This window comes from Gudongella ferriphila (assembly GCF_046224405.1).
Classification (GTDB): Bacteria; Bacillota; Clostridia; order Tissierellales; family Tissierellaceae; genus Gudongella.
In genome coordinates this window covers 1-22,421 of sequence record NZ_JBJXRK010000025.1, presented here as the reverse complement: position 1 = coordinate 22,421, position 22,421 = coordinate 1, and the positions used below count along the sequence as shown (strand labels likewise).

Below are 22,421 nucleotides of genomic sequence, written 5' to 3'. Positions count from 1 at the left end.
GATTTGATTTCCTTTTCCCTCAGTTCCTTCTCCCTGTCAGAGGATGCATCCCTTTCAATTTCAGCCTTGTAGCCAGCCTTCTCTATGGCTGCAATAATCTGTGAATCCTCCAAGATGCCGGATGGGAACTCCACAACCGCCTTGTTGGTTGACAGATTAACATTTGCTGAAGTGACTCCTTCCAGTTTGTTTAGGGCTTTCTCCACCCTTGCTGAACAGGAACTTCATGTCATTCCTTCTACCAGAAGTGTTCGTTTCTCAGGCGGAACCTGATATCCCGCCTTCTCAATGGTCTTTACTATATCACCCTTGTGGAGTTTTTCGTCATCGTAACTTACTGTAGCCTTGTTGGTGGATAGGTTTACATTGGCCTTGTCAATTCCCTCAAGCTTTGACAGAGACTTTTCAATCCTTGCCGAGCATGCGGCACAGGTCATTCCCACAACATCCACCGTTAGCCTTTTGTTTGCCATGGTATCATCCTTTCTTTACACCCCCTCCCCGGGGGTCTGTGTGTAAGTAAATGATAGCATGCATACTGACAATTGTCAAACCAAAATAGTGGCTAACCCCACTTCCTACGAAAAAGACACCTCCAGATGATGGAAGCGTCCTTGGCTCTTCACAAATATAATTTTGGTTTCATTTAAACCAAACATTTAGTGCAAACATTATGAACAGAAAATATGCGACTATGAATACCATTGCAACTGAAAGTCCTGCAAAAACAGCATAGCTCATCAGTCTGAAGAGGTCCTTCCCCTTAAGGTCTTCCATTTCACCCATGAATATTCCTGTATCCTTCTTGCTTTCATCCCTGCTCCTTACAAACCAGGGGGCACCTTCTATATTCATGGGTGCAACAACTCTTTGGTCATCATTAAAATCATTTTTCCCGTTCATTTTAATCTTCTCCTTTAGTAAAGGTGACAGGCTACCTCATGACCTTCCTCCACCATCTTCATCTCTGGCATGATCTCCCTGCACACATCCATGCAGTAGCTGCACCTTGTGTGAAACTTGCAGCCCGAAGGTGGATTTGAAGGGGATGGAATGCTTCCCTCAAGTATTATCCTCTCTCCTTTTGCATCCGGATCCTGCACAGGTATGGCACTAAAAAGGGCTTTTGTGTATGGATGCAATGGATTGCTGAAAACAGTCTCCTTCTTGGAGTACTCCACAAGGTTTCCCAAATACATTACCCCAACAGTATCTGATATGTGCTCTACAACTGAAAGGTCATGGGAGATAAAAAGATATGTAAGGTTGTACTTTTCCTGAAGGTCCTTCAAAAGATTTATGATCTGTGCCTGTATTGATACATCCAGTGCCGACACAGGTTCGTCGCAAACAATGAAATCCGGGTTAAGGGCAAGTGCCCTTGCAATACAGATCCTCTGTCTCTGACCTCCAGAAAATTCGTGGGGATACCTGTCCTTGTGGTATTCCTGAAGACCACAATCTTCCATTATCTTTGTTATATAATCGTCAAATTCTTCAGGGGGCACCAATTTTCTTTCCCTTACAGCCTCCCCAATTATCTCTCCAACAGGCATTCTGGGTGAAAGGCTGGAGTAAGGGTCCTGGAATATTATCTGTATCCTTGGTCTAAGGGCCCTGAGGTCCTGCTTGTTAAGGTCGTGAATCTCAATTCCGTCAAATTTAACCGAGCCCTCTGTTTTGTCGGTCAGCCTCAGGATGGTCTTCCCGATAGTGGTCTTTCCGCAGCCTGACTCACCTACAAGTCCCATGGTCGATCCTTTTCTGATGTTAAAGCTGACATCGTCAACAGCCTTTACATATCCCTTAACCCTTGATAGCAGGCCTCCTGATATGGGATAGTATTTTTTAAGGTCCCTAACCTGGATTATATCATCTCTGCTTTCAAATGGCATTCTTGCTGCCAATCCGGCTTCAGTCACGGATCCCACCTCCTCCGTTTGCGTAGTGGTAGCAGGCTACCCTATGTGTTTCGCTTATTGAAAATGTCGGAGGATACTCTCCTTCGCAGGCTTCAAATGCTCTGTCACACCTATCCTTGAAATAGCAGTAATTTGGCATGTCTATGGGATTTGGCACCGAACCCGGGATGCTGTAAAGCCTTTCAACCTTCTTGTCCTTTCCTGGCTTTGAGGCCATGAGACCAACAGTATAAGGATGAAGTGGATTGTAGAATATATCCCTTGCACTTCCCTGCTCTACAACCCTTCCTGCGTACATTACAACCACATAATCTGCCATTTCAGCAATTACACCAAGGTCATGGGTGATAAGCATGATGCTGCTGTTTATTTGGTCCTTCAAGGTCCTTAAAAGGTCCATGATCTGGGCCTGTATTGTTACATCCAGGGCTGTTGTGGGTTCATCGGCAATTATCAGTTTGGGACTGCATGCAAGTGCCATGGCTATCATCGCCCTCTGTCTCATCCCTCCCGACAGCTCATGGGGATACATTTCATATACTCCTCCCGAATCTGCTATGCCAACCATCTCTATCATCTCTAATGTCCGTTGTCTAACCTGATCCTTTGTCATGTGGCTATTGTGGAGCTCAATTACCTCATCAATCTGCATACCCACCTTGAAAACCGGGTTAAGGCTTGTCATGGGCTCCTGAAATATCATGGAAATCTGGTTTCCCCTAAGCTTTTGCATTCTGTCAGTGGGAGTCTTTGCAATGTCATAGATCATATCCCCTGAGTCAAATCTTATTTCACCCTCCACAATCTGACCCTGAGGTCTTTGCACAAGATGCATTATTGATAGTGAAGTCACTGATTTCCCACATCCTGACTCACCTACAACACCAACCGTCTTTCCCTTGGGAACATTGAAGGAAACTCCATCAACCGCCTTTACAACTCCAATGTCTGTAAAGAAGTAGGTGTGGAGGTTTTCTATTTCAAGTATATTGTCAGGATTCTTCATTGTTGTCCGATACTCAGACTCGGAAACTCCAACCCTATTTCTTTTGAGTTCAAGCTCCTCGGTGATTTTTCTGTTTTCCTTTGAAATAATCCTAAGCTCCTTGGCAGACAGGTAATTGACACTCTTAGGTATGTTTTTGCCGTTATATTTACCTAATCCTCTTCCTATGCTTTTGAATCTATCAAAAAATCCCTTGTTCTTGTCCATGTCTCACCTACCGTTTCATCTTGGGGTCAAATGCATCCCTGAGTCCATCGCCGACAAAGTTAAAGCCCAATACAGTAAGGAGAATCAGCATCCCGGCCGGTATCCAGACAAACCAGAAGTTGGTCATCTCATAGGCTGTGGATACACCGCTTATTATGTTTCCCCATGATGCAAGAGGGAATTTTACACCTAGACCCAGGAAGCTCAGGGTTGATTCATAAAGTATTACACTGCCAAGTCCCATTGTTGCAAACACTATAAGCTGAGGAATGACATTTGGTATCAGGTGCTTGAAAATTCTTCTGGAAACGGAAATTCCAGTTGCTTCAGCTGCCAGCATGAACTCCTGCTCCCTAAGGGAGAGAATCTGTCCCCTTACCATTCTTGCTATACCTGGCCAGCTCATTAGACCAAGTATTAGCATCAGAAAGTATATTCTAAGCTGAGGTGCAACCTCAAGCTGGTCCATCACCGCTCCAAGTATGATCAGAAGCGGGAGGAAGGGTATGCAGTTGAACACGTCAACTATACGCATTATTAACATGTCAACCCATTTCCCGAAATACCCGGCTAGACCTCCCATGATGATTCCAAGAATGGACTCCAGTAGGACTACAATAAAGCCTATTGTAAGGGAGATTCTTCCTCCATACATCAGTCTTGTAAGGACATCCATTCCATGCTTGTCCGTTCCCAGCCAATGCTCCCATGAGGGTTGTTCATGTATGGATATCAGGTGTGTTTCCGTTTCTGTCTTTACTGTATAAACATTATTAAGTCTTGATAGCTCATACTCTTTCTCATTTCCTTGGAGATCAGGAAACAGGAAGGACCTTTCCCTGTTTTCAATTGCATTGCTCAAGGCTTTCTTGAAATCCACAGTCAGAAACACGTCCTGAGAAATTGGCTGAATTGAAAGCCTTGAAATTATTGCATATTCCTCCATATTTCCACCGTCTTCCCTATATATGACCCCCAGATTTTCTTCCCTCTCAATCTGATATTTGATTCCTCCAGCTTCAAAGGAATCGACATTTCCAGCTCTAAAGGCTATTTCAGACTCATAAGCGAATTCATAGTCTATATCTGCATCTGCCTCTGCAGGATCAATTATATACTTTGACTCCACAGCAACAGGCTCTGTCCTACCCAGTATGTACTCCCGTCCACTTTGTCTTATGGTGTACACTTCTCCCTCAAGAAGGAATTGAGCTTCTCTGTTGTCAAGTGTCAATTTAGCTGTTGCTTCAAGCTCAGGGGGAATGGATTCCCCCTCCATTGGATTAACAGACATCACCCCACGAAAATTAAGAATTGTTGCAATTGGTATGGATGTAAACACCCTATACAGGTCATTGGCCTCCTCTGAAATGTAGTACTCATCTTCACCATGTGAAAAAGAATCCCTTCCGGCATTTCTTGCCAGAACAAACTGTGAATGGGCAGCACCGGTGTAGTTTGAATCCTGTACTCCAGTGAACCTATACACCTCATTGTGGGTTACGCTTGCGTATTCCTTTGACATGGTCCCAATATGCTTGAAAACCTGAGTCTCATCATACGGACTTAAAATACCCCCAAGAAATGAAAACAAGAACATGAATGATATTATTACAAGACCTATTATTGCAAGCCTGTTCCTGATAAACCTTTTTACAACAAGCATCCCCGGTGAAAGGACCCTTACCCTCTGCTCATCCCCAAGTTCCCTGGAGCTGCTGATGTGGCCCTTATCTTTAAGCTCCTCTTTTTTCTTAGTCAACTCATTGCTGCTATCTGTCATGTCACATCACCTCCATCAACTAATTCTGACCCTTGGGTCTACAACTGCATAAAGAATATCTGCTATAAGGGTTCCCAAAAGGGTTAGGACCGCCAGAAACACCATGTAGAACATGGTGAATGGAATGTCCCCACTAACCATTGCCAGATAGCCTGTGTAGCCTATACCAGGAATTTGGAAAAGGGTTTCAGTTATCAGGGCTCCTGCGAAAAGACCTGGCAGGGATCCCCCAAGAATTGTAACTATTGGTATCAGGGTGTTCCTAAAGGCGTGGAAGTTTATAACCCTCTTTTCAGATAGACCCTTTGCCCTTGCCGTCCTTATGAAGTCTGAATTCAGGACCTCCAGCATGTTTGTTCTGGTGTATCTCATAAGGCTTCCTATTCCTATGATTGTCAGGGTCATTATTGGAAGTACAAAGTGGGAAGCCACATCCAGAAATTGACCCATTGGATCCAACTGCATGTAGTTTCGTCCCACCTTTCCATACAGGTCAAACCATCCCAGCCCTACTGAGAATATAAGCTTGAGCACTGTTGCAAAAAAGAAGGTGGGCAATGAAATGCCAAGAAGAGCAACCACTGTGACGGCATAATCCGTCTTGCTATATTGCTTCCTTGCGGCCAAAATTCCCAATGGTATTGAAATCATCACCTGCAGCACAAATGCGATCGATCCAAGAATGAAGGAGTCCCAGATGACCTCTGAAAATTTCTGGGTTACGGGCACGCTAAAGGCCCAGGAATCCCCAAAGTTTCCTCTGATTGCGTTAGAAAGCCATTTGAAAAACCCCGGAATTATTCCAATATCCAGACCATATGCCTGGTTCAATTGTGCCAACCACTCACTGTAGGATTTTGACCCAGGTCTTGAGGAAAGAATCCTTGCCTGGGACTCAACATAGGATGTGGGTATGCTTCTCATCAGGGTGTAGATTATAAGTGAAACAAAAAACAAAAGGACAACAGAAATCAATAGTCTCTTAAGTATGTATTTTCGCATTGAGTATCCCTCTTTTAGTATATTCTTTTAATAACGTCTAGATACTAATACCAGCATGAATCCTTAGTTAAAATCCAAAAGCCCGCACAATAGCGGGCTTTTGAAAGTATCTTACTTGCTATTTCATCTCTAGTGTTTCCAGATCGTTCATCCACACCCAGTAGGTTGTAATATCAGGGGTTACAGTATCCATGTTTATTCTCTCAGGACTGAAGATAACAAGATTCTGTCTCTGATATGTTGGTATTTCAACTCCCCAGTCAAGGACTATATCAAGAGCCTGCTTGTATATTCCTTTTCTGTATTCCTGGTCGGCACTCTTTCTGGCATCAAGAATTGCCTTGTCCAAATCCGGATCTGCTATATTGTAGTTGTTGCTGTCTGTTCCACCAAGACCCTTTCCATTTGAGCTGTGGTAAACCTGATACATATCTGGATCGATTGTGGATCCCCATGCTGCAGTCCACATTTCATGTGTATTGGCATCCAGTGTATCCCAAAGTACATTCGCATCTGCCGGGTCATTTATTGTAAGCGTAATTCCCAATTTTTCCAAGCTTGTCTTTGAATCTGCAAGTATTGCAAATGCAGGGTGATCACCGACTCCATCAGCCGGAACTATAACCTCATACTCCATACTTGCTCCATCAGGTGCAGCTGTGAACTTTCCAGATGCCTCGTCAAAGGTGTAGCCTGCTGCAACGAAGTATCCCTTAGCAGCTTCAACAGCTGCATCGTATTTATCATCTGCAACCATATTTTCTGTATATATTGGATTTCCGTCTACATCTTTGGAGAAGGCAATTTCATAGCCTGAATCTGACTTCTGAGGAGCTGCCCATGATGTATTGGATATCGGGTAGTTGATTACAGAAGCTGCATCTCCGTAGTAGCTATCAATTGCAACATCTCTATGAACTGCAAATATTGTTGCAAAGCCTTTTCTCAGATTCTTGCTTGCTTCAGATGCGGGTTCTCCCTTAACATTTACTGTGTTGGCATTTATTCCGATATATCCATAGCCAAGGTTATTGACTGAATTGGCAACAATCTTGTCCCCTACAGCTTCCCCATTTGAGTTGTAGGACTTCAGTTCATCAAACTTAGCCTTTGATCCTGATGGATTGGCCAGGTCAATTACACCTGTTCCAACACCTGCAATCATTTCACCGTCAGTTGTTTCCTTCAACTGAAGATACTTGGTTTTTGGTTCTCCCTTGTAGTAGTTCTCATTCGCTTCATAGTATACGATCTTATCCTTGTATTCAACGAACTTGTATGGGCCGGCTCCCATCGGAGCAGAGGTCTTGCTTTCAATTCCACTAAGGTCTCCCCTTGTGAATCCATACATTTCGTTGTCATAGTCATACATGTCTTCGCTTCCATAATAGTGCATTGGAGCAACTTGAATTCCTGCTATGGTATAGACTGCAGAGGCATCGAATCCCCTGGTTTTTACTTCAACCTCAGTCTGGCTAAGCTTCTTTATACCCTCAATGCTGTTTACCTCTGTACCGTCTGATGCTGCAAGCTTTTCTCTCAGGAGTATTGTGGCTACCTCGCCCTCAACATCCCCTGCGAAGTATGATTCGCTTCCTCCATAGTTTGCACCAAGAGTCTTCCAGTCATCTCCATATTGTTCAATTATATCAGCAAGCACCTGGTCTTCGCTCTCAACGGTTGTTGAATCGTAGTCTTCATCAAGTCCATAGAAGAATGCCAATAGATCCTTGGCTTCAGTGTACTGGTCTGTATAGGTCGCATAGCCAGGATCACCATAAAGGCTCTTGACCCAATCAAGTTCATCAGTTAGGACACCGGCTACAAAGGACTCAATAAACTGGCTCATTTCTCCAGTTGGGTTGTCCATGGCTGCTGATAGCTCCTCGGGAGTAACTGCCAATTCCTCTGCCATTGAGTTGTTTTCCCTGTAATTCACCATCCCCAGTATCGGGAATGAATAAAGGGTGGTTGACCCTGTATATGATGGGTCTGAATAGACATAGTAGTTGAAGATTATGTCATCTGCATCCATGACCTCGCCATCACTGAACATTACGTCATCCCGTATTTTGATGTTGTAGGTGGTAATGTCTGCGGCCTCGTCGTAATCAACCTTTACATCAGCAATTCCATTGTAATCATAATCTGTGCCCTCATAGCTTATTGTCTCTCCGTCAATAGAATTGTAAACAATTCCGCCTACCCTGTCAGTCTGCAAAAGAGCCACCTGAGTTAGGGTTACAGCATCCATGTCATATGCTGTTGTGGCAAAGAATGGACTGAATTTCTGGCTAAATGCAGCATACCCAACTACCAACGGCGTGTCATTCACCTCTCCAGCAGGCTCCTGCAACTCTGTCCCCACCGGTGCTTCCGCTTCTTCCTTTGGTGCACAGCCTGCAAGTACTGACAAAGCCATTATCATTGCAAGCATGAATAACAATACTCTTTTCATGATCTTCCTCCTTAAGTAGTATTTGCCGGTGGGATCAGGTACCTTACCAAAATACCCAAGGGCATAAATTGTAAATATTGGTAATCTTTTATAAATTTTACCATGTTTTTCGTCAATTTGGTACTACTAATTTAACGCACGAAGGTATGTGTTATGGTTTTATTTTCTGAAATGTTCAAATTATAACATTTTTTAATGCCTTTTTGTCTTGTTTTCCCTTCTGAGTAACTCACTTTACTGTCCATGCATAATACTTCCCTGAGCACCCGGTGAAAATTATCATAAGTCCAAGGCTTGTGGAGAAAAAAACCTTGCAATTATGTAGGAAATGTATTATTCTATAATTGATAATAGTTATCAAGATATTCCATTAATTTACATAGAAAGGTGTTGAATTGCACTATGGTACTTTCAGGAGTAAAAAAGAATGACAAGTGCAGAATTAAACAGGTTATGGGCGGAGGCTATGCCAGAAAAAGACTTTATGAACTGGGTCTTAACAGCGGAGCTGAGCTTAAAATGGTAAAGAATGATTTCGGTCCAATAATTGTGTCCATGTCAGGCTCCAAGCTTGCCATTGGAAGAGGCCTTGCTTCACATATCGTGGTGGAGAAGGAATAGTTTAATTTTGATTGATAATAGATTTCATCGAGGAGGACGCAATTTATGCAAAATATAGCATTGGTGGGAAATCCCAATAGCGGGAAGACCACCTTGTTTAATGTGCTTACCGGCTCGAACCAGCATGTGGGAAACTGGCCGGGAGTGACTGTAGAAAAAAAAGAAGGCTCCTTTAAGCACAAGGGAGCCCTTTATAATGTAGTTGACCTTCCCGGTACATACAGCCTTGGTGCTTATTCAGAGGATGAGCTTGTGGCAAGGGACTTTATCGTAAAAGGCAATCCGGATGTTGTAATCAATGTTGTGGATGCAACAAATCTTGAGAGGAACCTCTATCTGACTACACAGCTTCTGGAAATGGGTGCTAATGTTGTTGTGGCCTTGAATATGATGGACGAGGCCGAATCCAAGCAGATCATGATATCCACAAAGGACCTTTCAGAAGCACTTGGAGTACCTGTCATATCAACTGTTGCCGCCAAGAAAAAGGGCATCCAGGAGCTTATTGATGGAACCCTAAAGGCCATGAATCAAGAACCAAGAAAAATTGTTTTTACCTACGGCAAGGAAATAGATGAAGAAATTTCAAAAATCCGTGATCTGCTTAAGGATGAGTCCCTTCCTTATCCCGACGATTGGACTGCACTGAAGCTGCTGGAGGGAGACCAGGAGATGCTCTCCATTGTGGAGAAAATGGATCAGGTCAAGACTCATCTGAAATCACTTCAAGCTGATAATGTGGATTACGAGCTGGATATTGTGGACAAAAGATATGCATACGTAAACGGAATCACCAAAAAATGTGTAGTCAAACCAGCTGAAGAAATAGTCACCGCCACAGATAAGATAGACAGGATCCTTACAAGTAGGTTGTTCGGTCTGCCAATTTTTGGACTTATAATGTATCTGGTGTTCCAGCTTACCTTTGTTGTTGGATCCGATATTCTGGGAGGCTATGTGGAAACTGCGATTGAGATTTTTGGAGAGTTTGTGGAAGGCTGGCTGGTGTCAGTGGGATCTCCAGATTGGTTGGTCTCATTTGTCATTGAGGGATTTGTAGGTGGTGTGGGTGCCGTGTTGGTATTCGTACCCCTGATAATGGTCCTCTACTTCTTCCTTGCGATACTTGAAGACACTGGATACATGTCAAGAGCAGCATATATCATGGATGGAATAATGCGTGCCGTTGGACTTCATGGAAAGACCTTCATATCAATGATAGTCGGCTTTGGATGCAATGTGCCAGGAATAATGGCAACAAGAACACTGGAAAACAAAAAGGACAGGATGATTGCAATACTTATCAACCCCTTTATGTCATGCGGGGCGAGACTGCCGATCTACCTTGTGTTCATAGCTGCCTTCTTTCCAAACAATGGTGGACTTGTTCTTTTTATAATCTATGCTCTTGGAATAGGAATGGCTCTTCTGATGGGTAAGCTTTTCAGCAAAACCCTCTTTAAGGGAGAATCCTCTCATTTCATTATGGAACTGCCACCCTACAGGCTGCCCTCTCCAACAAGTGTTTTAAGGGATATGTGGGAAAAGGTTTGGGATTTTGTCAAGAGGGCAGGAACGGTAATATTTGCAGTTGTTGCACTTCTGTGGGTTATGTCGGTGCTTCCAATGGGTGTTGAGCCTTACTCCCAGGAAAGCATCCTAGGTAGGGTAGGTCAATTTATTGCACCTCTATTTGCCCCGGCAGGTTTTGGTACATGGCAGGCATCCGTAAGTCTCTTTGCCGGTATAGCAGCCAAGGAGGCTGTTGTAGCTGTGCTTGGAATGGTATATGCTGGAGTCAGTGAGGGCTCTGAGCTTGTTAATGCAATCAGGGACTCCTTCACTACACTTTCTGCAGTGTCCTTCCTGGTAATGACACTTCTTTATACGCCATGTGCAGCGGTTATTGCCACCGTAAAAAAAGAGACAAACTCTTACAAATGGGCTGCTTTTATGGCAATATATCCATTTGTTCTGGCCTGGTCACTGGCAGTTCTGGTTTATCAGATAGGTTCATTGATGGGCTTTTAAGGAGGATATGAAATGCTTAAGGAAGTATTGAAGGAAATCAAGGAAGCGAATGTTTATTCAAGACAACAAATTGCCAAGAATCTGGAGGTATCCGAGGATGTTCTGGAGGACATGATAAAGACCTTGGTGAGAATGGGATACTTGGATGAAGATCTTGGATCCCCCACCTGTGAGACAAAGTGTTCAGGATGTTCAGTCTCAAGCTGCAATACAATTCCCCTAAAAATGCTGAGCATCACCGAAAAGGGAGAGCGCAAAATAAATTCTTAAAGAAATTTTGACCTATAAATAAGCAGAAAGAGCCGTTTTATTGACTCCCTGCTTTTTTTATGTAAACTTTTTTTATTTTTTGTGTTTAGAAAAATATATGTGGGTATAATATAATTACAAATCATATATTAACTCACTGCTTCAATGAAGCAAAGTTGATATTATGGTTTCATAGGACTTTGATAACTGCATCCAACTAAAATTCAATCAATAAGTTGTAGAAGTTTATTGAACCTGGAAAGATTCAAGTAACAATGCAAAGTATTGATAAAGGATTCAGGTAAAATCTGAATTCAAAGCTACACCTATTTAGAAGTTACTGTTGTAGAAGCTAAATGAAACAAGCTGTAGGAAGTTGGCAATGTAAGAAAAGATAGTACTGTAGAACAAGTTTAAGATGTAGAAAGTTTTAGATGTAAGTTGCTACACCTATTAAAGTATTACCGTTGTAGAATTCCAGGTTTATGTAGTTTAAGCAAGTATGATGGTAAAAGAAGAGTAGAAAGTAGTAAAGTAGTAAAATTGCAGTAAAAGAAGTACCTGTAGCAGGGATTTGTGGTATCCCGATAAACCACAAAAAAGTAACCTTAAGGGTTATGGAAGTGTAACAACTAAATAACTTATTAGGTTATAAGATTAGAGTTTAATCCTCTGTAACTTAAATTAAGGAGTGTTTAAGGATAAGTGATTGAACCAAAAAGTTCATGTTGGAGCGGTTATTCAGAGTCCTATTTAAAATGAAAGGTTTATCCCCATGAAAAAGGATGAACCTTTCTTATTTTTTGCTCTTTTCCCATTATATTGAAAGTTTTGATTAAAACCTCCAAAATTTACTGAAAACTTGCTATAATGTACATAATACACAAAAAAAGGAGAGGAACCATGGATAAATTTGATTGGACCGACAAGAAAAACCTGACCATGCTGGCAGACTACTATGAGTTCACCATGGCAAACGGTTATTTGGAGAACGGCATGAATGACACCATCGCTTACTTCGACATGTTTTTTAGATCCATACCCGACGACGGAGGATATGCAATAATGGCTGGTGTGGAGCAACTCATAGACTATCTCAAGACCTTGAGCTTTGACAAGGAGGATATTGAATACTTTAGAAGCAAGGAGATCTTTAGTGAAAAATTCCTTGATTACCTGGCGAACTTCAGGTTTGTATGTGATGTCTGGGCAATTCCGGAGGGAACTCCCATATTCCCGAGAGAGCCGCTTGTAATAGTCAGGGGACCGGTTATTCAGGCTCAGCTAGTTGAGACCATGATTCTCCTTACCATAAACCACCAATCCCTTATAGCAACCAAGGCCAGCCGAATAGTGCGTGCTGCAGACGGAAGAAGCGTAATTGAATTTGGATCAAGAAGGGCTCAGGGCTACAATGGAGCAATCCAGGGGGCAAGAGCTGCATATATAGGTGGCTGCATTGGAACCTCAAGTACGATTGTTGATAGGGATTTTGGCATACCGGCACTTGGAACAATGGCTCACAGCTGGGTTCAGATGTTCCCTACAGAGCTTGAGGCCTTTAGGGCCTATGCAAAGACCTATCCTGGAAGCTGTACATTGCTTGTGGATACCTACAACACCCTAAAAACAGGAATACCCAATGCCATCAAGGTCTTTGACGAAGAAGTGGTTCCAAGAGGATTCAGGCCAAAGGGCATAAGGATCGACAGTGGTGACATTGCATATCTTTCCAAGGAAGCCAGAGCAATGCTTGATGAAGCAGGCTACCATGATGTTCAAATTATGGCATCCAGCAGTCTGGATGAATTTGTAATAAAGGACCTGATTACCCAGGGGGCTAAGATTGATGCCTTCGGAGTTGGAGAGAGACTTATCACTGCCAAGTCCGAACCGATTTTCGGTGGTGTATACAAGCTTGTAGCCATTGAAAAGGACGGAGTACTGGAACCAAAGATAAAAATCAGCAACAATGTAGAGAAAATCACTACACCCGGATTTAAACAGATCTATAGATTTTATGACAGAAAAACCCATACCCCCATGGCTGATGTCATAACTCTCCATGACGAGAAGGTCCCTGAGGATGGTCCATATGAAATCTTCCACCCGCTGTTCACCTGGAAGCGTAAAACCCTTACGGATTACTATACAAGGCCTCTTCTTGTTCAGTTGTTTGACAAGGGCAAGAGTGTTTATGAGGGACCTGATGTACATGAAATAAGGGATTTCTGCAAATCTGAAATCGGGAATCTTTGGGACGAGGTAAAGAGATTTGAAAGACCCCATGAATACTTTGTGGACCTGTCACAGGAGCTTTGGAATATAAAGGATAAAATGCTTGTTAGTCATAAATAAAGAGGAAGCCAGGTGGCTTCCTCTTTATACTTTCTTCTTTGGTTTTGTCTTTCCCTTGACTCTTTTGAGTCTGAAGAAGTCCTCTCTTTCCTTTTCCTGAAGAACCTCATCAATATACTTTATTGTTGATTGATATCTTGGAATCTGTATCTTGTCAAGGGCATTCGCCCTCTTCTGCGTCTTCTTTATCTCCATTGCCAGCTTATACACCGAGTTCTCAACCTCAGCCAGCTGATAGATCAACCTTCTTATCTCCCCAAACTGTATGGCAGCCTTGTCAAAAGCGGGGTTGGTTCTAAAGAAACCATACTCCGTAGTAAAGGGTACATCCTCTATTCGGATTCTGGGAACCTCAACACCCATGACAGACTTGAAAAGAACCTGGTAGTCCCTTTCCTTTGCAAGGGACTGGGCAAGCTCCTCCACATACTCGGAACCCATGGTTATGTTTGCAAGCTTCAATGCTTCATAGGCTTGTGCAAAGGTCTTGTCAATCCTGTCTTGAAGTTCACTGGCAACATCAATCAAAGCCATCATTTCCCTTATAAGGACTGTTCTCTTCTTATCCAGAAGTTCATATCCCTTTTGAGCAAACTTAAGGGAATTCTTGGACTTTATAAGATTGGCCTTGGTTGGAGTTATTTTATAAACAGCCATTGTCTCACCCTATTTCATATACTTTTCAATAAGTTCCGGATTAAGTCGGTCAAGTTCTTCTTTAGGGAGAAGCTTAAGCAATTGCCAAGCCAAGTCCAATGTATCTCCCATGTCCCTGTTCTCTGTAAAGCTTTGAGTTACGAATCTCTTCTCAAAGGCATCTCCAAACTTCATGTACTTTTTGTCCTTATCCGATAGGTCCTCTTCTCCAACTATCTGAGCAAGAGCTCTGATTTCCTGAACCTTTGAATAGGCTGAAAATAGCTGGTTGGACACATCAGGATGGTCTTCCCTGGTAAAGCCCTCACCTATGCCGTCCTTCATAAGACGTGACAATGATGGCAATACATTTATTGGAGGATAGATTCCCTTCTGGTCAAGAGCCCTTTCCAATACAACCTGTCCCTCCGTGATATATCCCGTAAGGTCAGGTATCGGATGGGTTATATCATCATTTGGCATTGTAAGTATTGGTATCAGAGTTACTGATCCTTCCACCTCATGAATCATTCCAGCTCTTTCGTAAAGGGCTGCCAGATCTGAGTACAAATATCCAGGGTAACCCCTTCTACTTGGTACCTCTTCCCTTAGTGATGATACCTCTCTAAGGGCCTCCCCATAGCTTGTTATGTCCGTCATGATTACAAGCACGTGCTGATTTTCCTCGTAAGCAAGGTACTCAGCTGCAGTCAGGGCACATCTTGGAGCTATGATCCTCTCCATGATGGGGTCATCAGCATAGTTTACATACATTACTACCTTTTCCTGCACTCCTGCCTTCTTGAAAGCTTCCTCAAAGAAGAATGCCTCGTCATGCTTTACGCCTATTGCTGCAAACACAATGGAGAAGTTGTTGTCCCCCTCCTTTGACTGAATTTTTGCCTGACGTACAATCTGAGCAGCCAATTCATTGTGTGGCAGACCCGCTCCCGAAAATATCGGAAGCTTCTGACCTCTTATCAGTGTTGTCAAGCCGTCTATTGATGATATGCCCGTTTGAATGTAGTTTCTTGGGTACTCCCTCGAAACCGGATTCAAGGGTCTACCGTTTACATTGTAGGTGTTTTCTGAGTAAATATCTCCTCCACCATCTATGGGCTGACCTATGCCATTGAAGGTTCTTCCCATTATACTCTTGGAAAGAGGTATCTCAAAGGCCTTGCCCTGGAAACTTACCTTGGTGTTTTCAACAGAAATTCCCATTGTTGCTCCGAATACCTGTACTACAACATCATCACCATCGATCTTTATTACACGTCCGACCATTGTTTTTCCATATCGGTCGGTTATTTCAACAATCTCACCATATCCTACTGAATGAATCTTTGAAAGCTCAATAAGAGCTCCCTTAACTCTATCTAATTTTAAATATTCTCTCTTCATCTAATCACCCACTATGCCGAATACTCTGATTCCAACTGGTTGTAGAAATCATTTATTCTTGTATTCATTCCCTGTAACTTCTCGATCTCGTCATTTGATATGGTGTATTTGATTTTGATTACATCTTCATAGAGCTCAGAATCCCTTACCCTTGATATAGGTATTCCCATCTTGATGGCCTTAAGTCCTCTTTCGTAGAGTAGCTCTATGGTCTTCAGCATCTCAAGCTGCTTCTTCAAAGGAACATAGGTATCGTCCTTGTGGAATGCATTCTGCTGAAGGAATCCTATCTTTAGAACCCTTGCAATCTCAAGGATGAGCCTCTGGTCATCAGGCAGTACGTCCTCACCTACCAGAAGCACTATTTCCAATAGCCTGCTCTCGTCAAAGAGAAGATTGAGCATCCTGTTTCTTATTCCTTCAATGTCCTCATCTAGCTCCTTTTCGTAGAACTTTTTGATCATTTCACTGTATCCACTATATGAGTTGAGCCAGTTGATGGCCGGGTAGTGCCTTGAATAGGCAAGCTCCCTGTCCAGACCCAGGAATACATTTACAAATCTCTTGGTATTCTCTGTTACTGGTTCTGAAAAGTCTCCACCTGCAGGGGATACGGCTCCGATTATTGTAACTGAACCTTCCTCCCCTGACAAAGTCTTTACATATCCAGCTCTTTCATAGAACTGTGCAAGTCTTGATGGAAGATATGCAGGATATCCTTCCTCTGCAGGCATTTCCTCCAGACGTCCTGAAATCTCCCTAAGTGCCTCCGCCCACCTGGATGTTGAGTCTGCCATTATTGCGACGTTATAACCCATATCCCTGAAATATTCAGCCATAGTTATTCCAGTGTATATGGATGCCTCTCTGGCTGCAACAGGCATGTTTGATGTATTTGCAATCAATACTGTTCTTTCCATTATTGGTCTGTTGGATTTTGGGTCAATAAGCTTGGGGAAGTCCTCAAGAACCTCCGTCATTTCGTTACCCCTCTCTCCACAACCTACGTATACTATTATGTCTGCATCTGACCACTTTGCAAGCTGATGCTGTGTCATTGTCTTTCCGGTACCGAATCCTCCTGGGATTGCGGCTGTACCTCCCTTTGCAATAGGGAAGAAAATGTCAAGTACCCTCTGCCCTGTAACCAAAAGCTTGTCAATCTGCAGTCTTTTCTCAACAGGTCTCTGAACCCTTACAGGCCATTCCTGGTGCATTTTAACATCGTGTTTTTCTCCATCCAGATCAGTTACCTTAAGAAGCACTTCGTTTATATTGTATTTCCCTGGTGCAGTCCTGAAGGTTACCTTTCCTTCAACTCCTGCGGGTATAAGCAGTTTATGTGTTATCAAGGGAGTTTCCTCAACCTTCCCGAAAACCTGCCCCTGTTTAACATAGTCCCCCTCTGAAACCAGGAATTCAACATCCCAAAGCATCTCTTCATCAATTGAAAGAAGTCCTATTCCCTCCGGGATAAAACTACCGTGATCATCTCTGATTTTCTTCAGAGGTCTCTGGATTCCGTCAAACATGTTCCCAAGCATCCCAGGTCCCAGCTTAAGTGATAGGGGTTTTCCAGTGGAAACTATAGCCTCGCCTCTCTTAAGTCCCTCCGTTTCCTCGTATACCTGAACAGTTCCAAAATCACCATCTATTGATATTACCTCACCTATAAGCTTCTTCTTACCGACGGTAACCATCTCTCTCATCTTGAATCCCGTCATATTCTTTCCAAGAATTACAGGACCATTTATCATCTGTATTTCTCCAATAAGATTATCCATCCAAATCACCTACCCCTTCAAGCGTTTGGCAAAGCCTCTTGCCAATCAGGTATTCTTTTCCCTTGATCAAGGTTCTCAGTGTATGGTCAATGTTGAAAGTCCTATTCTTGTCACTGATAATAAATCCTCCGATCATATCCTCACTCATGGTCTGAACGATGAAGGTTTTTCCCGTTGCAGTTTTGAGGCCCTTGATACAGTTTTCTGATATCAGCTTGTCATTTTCCCTAAGTATCAGTACAAGCTCGTCGTCCTCAAACTCCTTAAGATGCCTATCAAGGTTATGGCAAAGGTACTCGCCATATTCTCTTGTTGTGACATATTCCTTTGCCCTCTTTACAATGGCATCCACAAGATCAATTTCCAGTTCCTTTCTCTTTGCACGAAGCCTTGCCTTTGTATCCTCAAGCTCTTTGGACCTTATTTCATTTCTTTCAATCCTGGCTTGATTCTTCTTTCTTCGGATTATTTCACCTCTTTGCTGCTCCAGTTCTTTTCTCTTGTTCTCCAGAAGCCTTTCATTGGCTTCTTCCAATTCTCTAAGGGCGCTAAGAAATTTCTCTTCCTCGTCCCTGTAAACAATCTTATGGAAAATATCAAGTTTTTCCTCAACTGTTATCATAAGTTCACCACCTAAATTTTAATGCCTATGGATTCTTTAATATGTCTCATAATAAAGTTTTTATCCTTAAGGCCAGTCCTATCTGGTATTGTAACAACCAACTGCTTGCTTCCACTTCGTTTAAGCTCCAGTACTTGATCTGTAATTTTATCGAATATGTTCTCTGTTACAATTATTATACCGATTGTCTCATCCTCCACGGCCTCATTGAAGCGAAGGAGGATATCCTCCCTTGTCTGGGCCAGAACTCCATCTATGCTGGCCAGTCTCATACCAATGATTGTATCCTTGTTATCGCTGATCAGGATGGATTTCATATTTATAACCTACCAAGAATCATGATTGATACTATAAGACCATATATTGCAATACCCTCTGCAAGACCTACGAATATAAGCGTCTTACCAAGAAGTGATGCATCCTCTGATACTGCTCCAAGAGCTGCTGAACCAACAACGGCAACCGCATAACCTGCTCCAAGTGTAGCTATACCTGTCGCAAGAGCCGCTGATATGAATCCTAATCCTGCTGCTGATGACAGTCCTGCTGCCTCAGTTTCAGCTGCATTGATTCCATGTGGAACCATTACGATCACTGCGATTATAAGAAGTGGTAAAAAGATAAACAGGTTGGTTCTTAAAATCTTCTTAAGTCTGTTTTTTCCGCCCTCCATCTGGTTGTACATCATGAAAATTCCCGTTCCTATTGTAAGTAAAACTAGTAATGTTGTTGATATCAAAACAAATGACATATAATCTCCTCCTAAAATGTAATTAATTATTTTCAAGACTTACAGGTTTGAACTCCTGACCGTCTCCCTTGTAATATCTACTGAACAATTCATAATATTGAAGTCTCATTCCCTGAATGAATACAATCAGACCCTCTAGACCCAGTACGAATATATTTCCCACTACCATGGCGATTATTGCCCCCATGGTGGTCCCAGACATATGTCCTATGGTTTCAAATGCAAGGAAAAGTCCCACGTGGGTAAGGGCAAATGCTCCAACCCTAATAAATGAAATTGTTCCACTTAACATAGCCAGAAAGGTCTCAATAAGGGAAAATATCGATTCCACATAATAGCCACCTACATCATCTCCGTGAAGGGGTTTTTTCTTTTCTATCATATGTGTCAATGGCAATCTGAAGACGATTCCAAGAAGTGCCACAACGGCGATTGCAACTCCCAATGGCATTGGGATTATCTGAATGCCAAGCAGAGATCCTCCTACAATTGCCAGAAGCATAAGATAAAGTATTACTCCTGCCACACCTTCCTTGCCAAACAATCCCTCTTCAATGTCGTGTCTCTTGTATGCATTTATAATTCCGTAAACATATGAGACAAGTAGTATTCCAATCCCTGCAAATATTGCTACCATAAGAATATCGTTTATGTTCTCAAAGGGCTTCATCCATAATGCCGGTATCAAGGTCTCAATTCCAAATACCGCACCGTACAATGTCCCGAAAATCATTGATGATATTCCAAGTCTTGTAAGGAGTCCTCCAAAAAGCTTCATCTTCTTTCCAAGCCAAATACCTCCCAATACTAAAACAGCACCCTGACCAAGATCTCCAAACATTATTCCCCAGAACAGCATATAGGATAATCCAACGAATGGTGTTGGGTCTAGCTCGTTGTAGGCAGGAGTTCCGTAAAGGTTGACCAGCCATTGAAAGGGTTCAAAGAACCAATTGTTCTTAAGTTTCGTGGGTGGCTTTTCACTTGTGTCACCCTTGAACATTGAAAGCATGTCTTCATGACCACCAAGTACCCTTTTCATCTCAGCAACATCTGATTCAGCAATCCATCCAGATAGATAGAAATACTTCTTTGATATTGCAACATTTCTCTTTATATCATCCAGTCTTGATGTAAGCCATAGCTGATCTATCAGTTGCTTTATCCTATCCTTGTGTCGGCTCTTAATTTCCTCAAGTATATTTTCCTGTCCCTGTATTTCAGAGTGTAATCTCTCCTTGTTTCTTTCGAGCTTCTCTCTGATTTCTTGAGGCGTCCCTGAATACTCCTTGGGGATAATGATCTCCCTGAAATTAAGGGATCTAAGGATTCTTTTCATCTCTTCCTCAAGCTTGGATGGGTACAGCACAAAATATACCTCTCCATCAACACTTGTACCTGTGTGAAGAAGTATGGCAAGAATGTTCTCATAATTTTTCTTTAGCTTGTAACGGTCTTCCTTTGAAAGGATTCCCATTTTAAAGCTGAAATACTCCATGTTTCTCAACTCTTCAATAGTTACAGGAAAGTCCTGAACCTCCTTGAAGCTGTTGGCATGGAAGTTTTCAAGATAATCCACTTCTTTTTCCAAGGCATGAATCATTGCCTTCGGTTCTTGTACTTCATGATAAATCTGCTCGATCTCACTGATGATTACTTCCTTCTTCATCATTGGTGCATCAGTATCGATTGCAGCCCTATCAAACTCAAGATTTAGGATTGATTCTAATTCTTCTCCTTTTTTGACGACTTCCTCAAACTTCTCGTCTTTTTCATAGGAGGTTATGTAGTTTAGATCAATCAGTCTGTCAACGTTCTCATCGCTTACATCAAATAGAAAATTGTTCTCCTCAATTTGCTTGAGAGCTGACACCAAATCGACTTTCTTTGTTTTCAGGAGATCTTTAAGAACTCCGTCAACCTCGTCGACTTTACCGATGATATTCATCATCGTCATTTTCTCAACGGACATTATTCACCACTTCCTTTTATAGTCCTTACTAAATAATCCTTTGTTTCAAAGTAGGACAATCCATATTTTTTTGCCTCCAGTATGGATATGATATCTCGTATTTCAAATTCTAGAAGATGTATATAGGCTATAGATATTGAAATATCAAGTTTACCCCTCGTAAAGGAATTCTTGAACTTATCATATAGATGTCTTTGGATTCTGATCTCCATATACAGGTCAATATCCCTATCCTCGTTGACCAACTCCTTATACTTGGTTCCAGATACAACTTCCTTAAGGTGTTCGATATCTCCATAGCAAAGGTCCTTCAGGTCCTTATACTCAAAATATCTGCCGTTTGGCAAAGTGTAGTTGATAAGCTCTTCAGGCAGCAGACTGTAGAATTTAAGGCCTCTGTAAATCCACTCGATATTCAATAGGTCAATGTTCTCACCAAGGAGCTCATTGAAAATTTCCCTGTCTCTCCTTGACAGCTTCTGCGCAGCTTCACTTAAGTGACTGAAATAAAGTCTGTCCAGATTCATCTCCATATAGAACAATAGCTTTGAATAAGCCTCGTGCCTGTAAGGGTAAAGGACATCATAAAACTTTGTCCCCTTAAGCTTTTCAATAAAGTCATCCAAGGACTTGGCAGTCTTTATCTTGTCATAGGAAAAGCTGTAGTATGTACTTCTTACCACACTGATTTTAACCGATTTCTCCAGATCCTCACCTCTTGCCAGGGCCCTTAGGTAAAGCTTTAGGTCTTCTGTTTCGTATCTGAACATCAGTGCCTTGAAAAGCTTTTCGTAATCATCTGAAAAATACTTTACTATCTTCTTGAACTGCATCACCAGGAATCTGTCAAGCTGAAGCTCAACATGCTGAATGTCATCCAAGGTTTCCATGTCCTGAAGATGTTCTCCATAAACAGTATTCTCCTTCAGATACTTGATCTGGTCTTCAACCTTTTCCCTTTCCATAAGGATTATGTAGTCATCATCTTTGAGGAATCTGGAGCGCATTACCCTAATTTTTGTATTTATTGCTGAAAATCGTCTTTCATTCCCCATTATATCCCTCTATTCCTCAACTTGTAGTATTTCTTCCCACAGGCTGTCAACAAGCTCCTTCTTTGAGTCATAATAAACCTTGTCAATGTCGGTCATATTCGAGATGCACTCAACTTCGATCTTTCCGATCTTTTCAGTATGACCATCGGTCTCTTTAAGTGTTTCCTGATAGGCTTTTTCTCCCTCCTCCGCATAGGTTTTTAAAAGCTCCTGCTCAAGCTCCTGAACTTTATCAAGACCTTCCATTTTCTTTTTCCTCAATAAATCCTCGTATTTTTTCCGAAGATTGATGGTCTCCCTGTCCAGGTCGATGATTTTTTTTGTGATTTCATTCATCTCTTATCACTCCTTAACCTATATAATTATACTCCTTTAAAAATTTAAAACAATTTGGGCATATATCAATTTAGCCTGAAAACAGTCGATTCCTTTAGGTTTTGTTTGTTAATTGTCTATCGTATTGACTTATCTTTATATTACTCCTTTTTTCTTCAGATATCTCCTTTTTTCTCACTTGTTACAAATTCTTAACATTTTACTGTGACTAAAGTCCCAGAAAA

General features: G+C 42.1%; 20 protein-coding genes and 1 pseudogene. 4 read left to right on the top strand and 17 right to left on the bottom strand.

Annotated features, from left to right (window positions below; genetic code table 11):
* Positions 1 to 77: 77 nt before the first annotated feature.
* From ACKVDP_RS13835 to ACKVDP_RS11010, 8 genes and pseudogenes are all read right to left on the bottom strand, one after another.
* Positions 78 to 209, bottom strand: a pseudogene (locus ACKVDP_RS13835) (cation transporter); the annotation flags it as partial.
* A gap of 15 nt (positions 210 to 224) precedes the next feature.
* Entirely contained in the window at positions 225 to 473 is a 249-nt protein-coding gene (locus ACKVDP_RS13830; protein WP_458306244.1) for a cation transporter, read from the bottom strand.
* 169 nt (positions 474 to 642) lie between these two features.
* Entirely contained in the window at positions 643 to 903 is a 261-nt protein-coding gene (locus ACKVDP_RS11035) for a hypothetical protein (protein ID WP_409228914.1), read from the bottom strand.
* A gap of 14 nt (positions 904 to 917) precedes the next feature.
* A complete protein-coding gene (locus tag ACKVDP_RS11030) occupies positions 918 to 1,922 on the bottom strand; it encodes an ABC transporter ATP-binding protein (RefSeq protein ID WP_458306243.1) in 1,005 nt (334 codons plus the stop codon).
* A complete protein-coding gene (locus ACKVDP_RS11025; RefSeq protein WP_458306242.1) occupies positions 1,915 to 3,135 on the bottom strand; it encodes an ABC transporter ATP-binding protein in 1,221 nt (406 codons plus the stop codon). Before ACKVDP_RS11025 ends, ACKVDP_RS11030 begins: the two co-directional genes overlap by 8 nt.
* Before the next feature lie 7 nt (positions 3,136 to 3,142).
* A complete protein-coding gene (locus tag ACKVDP_RS11020; protein WP_409228913.1) occupies positions 3,143 to 4,918 on the bottom strand; it encodes an ABC transporter permease in 1,776 nt (591 codons plus the stop codon).
* A 15-nt stretch (positions 4,919 to 4,933) separates the two neighbouring features.
* The gene (locus ACKVDP_RS11015) at positions 4,934 to 5,920 is read right to left on the bottom strand and encodes an ABC transporter permease (RefSeq protein ID WP_409228912.1); all 987 of its coding nucleotides are present in this window, start codon (positions 5,918 to 5,920) and stop codon (positions 4,934 to 4,936) included.
* A gap of 118 nt (positions 5,921 to 6,038) precedes the next feature.
* A complete protein-coding gene (locus tag ACKVDP_RS11010) occupies positions 6,039 to 8,378 on the bottom strand; it encodes an ABC transporter substrate-binding protein (RefSeq protein WP_409228911.1) in 2,340 nt (779 codons plus the stop codon).
* A 402-nt stretch (positions 8,379 to 8,780) separates the two neighbouring features.
* Between ACKVDP_RS11010 and ACKVDP_RS11005 the strand changes: the two genes are divergently transcribed.
* From ACKVDP_RS11005 to ACKVDP_RS10990, 4 genes are all read left to right on the top strand, one after another.
* The gene (locus ACKVDP_RS11005) at positions 8,781 to 8,999 is read left to right on the top strand and encodes a FeoA family protein (RefSeq protein WP_409228910.1); all 219 of its coding nucleotides are present in this window, start codon (positions 8,781 to 8,783) and stop codon (positions 8,997 to 8,999) included.
* A gap of 45 nt (positions 9,000 to 9,044) precedes the next feature.
* Positions 9,045 to 11,030, top strand: a complete 1,986-nt coding sequence (feoB, locus tag ACKVDP_RS11000; RefSeq protein ID WP_409228909.1) for a ferrous iron transport protein B — start codon at positions 9,045 to 9,047, stop codon at positions 11,028 to 11,030.
* Between the two features lie 12 nt (positions 11,031 to 11,042).
* Entirely contained in the window at positions 11,043 to 11,300 is a 258-nt protein-coding gene (locus tag ACKVDP_RS10995; RefSeq protein ID WP_409228908.1) for a FeoC-like transcriptional regulator, read from the top strand.
* A gap of 882 nt (positions 11,301 to 12,182) precedes the next feature.
* The gene (locus tag ACKVDP_RS10990) at positions 12,183 to 13,637 is read left to right on the top strand and encodes a nicotinate phosphoribosyltransferase (protein WP_409228907.1); all 1,455 of its coding nucleotides are present in this window, start codon (positions 12,183 to 12,185) and stop codon (positions 13,635 to 13,637) included.
* A 24-nt stretch (positions 13,638 to 13,661) separates the two neighbouring features.
* Here the strand turns inward: ACKVDP_RS10990 and ACKVDP_RS10985 are convergent, their stop codons facing one another.
* The 9 genes from ACKVDP_RS10985 to ACKVDP_RS10945 are packed head-to-tail and all read right to left on the bottom strand — an operon-like array spanning position 13,662 to position 22,197.
* On the bottom strand, positions 13,662 to 14,294 hold the full coding sequence (locus tag ACKVDP_RS10985; protein ID WP_409228906.1) for a V-type ATP synthase subunit D: 633 nt from the start codon (positions 14,292 to 14,294) through the stop codon (positions 13,662 to 13,664).
* A 9-nt stretch (positions 14,295 to 14,303) separates the two neighbouring features.
* Positions 14,304 to 15,677 (bottom strand): V-type ATP synthase subunit B, encoded by a 1,374-nt coding sequence (locus ACKVDP_RS10980; RefSeq protein WP_409228905.1) that lies wholly within the window; start codon positions 15,675 to 15,677, stop codon positions 14,304 to 14,306.
* 11 nt (positions 15,678 to 15,688) lie between these two features.
* On the bottom strand, positions 15,689 to 17,461 hold the full coding sequence (locus ACKVDP_RS10975; protein WP_409228904.1) for a V-type ATP synthase subunit A: 1,773 nt from the start codon (positions 17,459 to 17,461) through the stop codon (positions 15,689 to 15,691).
* Positions 17,454 to 18,083: a V-type ATP synthase subunit E gene (locus ACKVDP_RS10970; protein ID WP_409228903.1), complete on the bottom strand. Its 630-nt coding sequence runs from the start codon at positions 18,081 to 18,083 to the stop codon at positions 17,454 to 17,456. Before ACKVDP_RS10970 ends, ACKVDP_RS10975 begins: the two co-directional genes overlap by 8 nt.
* A gap of 11 nt (positions 18,084 to 18,094) precedes the next feature.
* A complete protein-coding gene (locus ACKVDP_RS10965; protein WP_409228902.1) occupies positions 18,095 to 18,400 on the bottom strand; it encodes a V-type ATP synthase subunit F in 306 nt (101 codons plus the stop codon).
* Positions 18,401 to 18,402: 2 nt separating this feature from the next.
* The gene (locus tag ACKVDP_RS10960; RefSeq protein ID WP_409228901.1) at positions 18,403 to 18,834 is read right to left on the bottom strand and encodes an ATP synthase subunit C; all 432 of its coding nucleotides are present in this window, start codon (positions 18,832 to 18,834) and stop codon (positions 18,403 to 18,405) included.
* A gap of 22 nt (positions 18,835 to 18,856) precedes the next feature.
* A complete protein-coding gene (locus ACKVDP_RS10955) occupies positions 18,857 to 20,806 on the bottom strand; it encodes a V-type ATP synthase subunit I (RefSeq protein WP_409228900.1) in 1,950 nt (649 codons plus the stop codon).
* Positions 20,806 to 21,861 (bottom strand): V-type ATPase subunit, encoded by a 1,056-nt coding sequence (locus ACKVDP_RS10950; protein WP_409228899.1) that lies wholly within the window; start codon positions 21,859 to 21,861, stop codon positions 20,806 to 20,808. The genes ACKVDP_RS10955 and ACKVDP_RS10950 overlap by 1 nt, the downstream gene beginning before the upstream one ends.
* A gap of 9 nt (positions 21,862 to 21,870) precedes the next feature.
* Entirely contained in the window at positions 21,871 to 22,197 is a 327-nt protein-coding gene (locus ACKVDP_RS10945; protein WP_409228898.1) for a hypothetical protein, read from the bottom strand.
* Between the last annotated feature and the right edge of the window lie 224 nt (positions 22,198 to 22,421).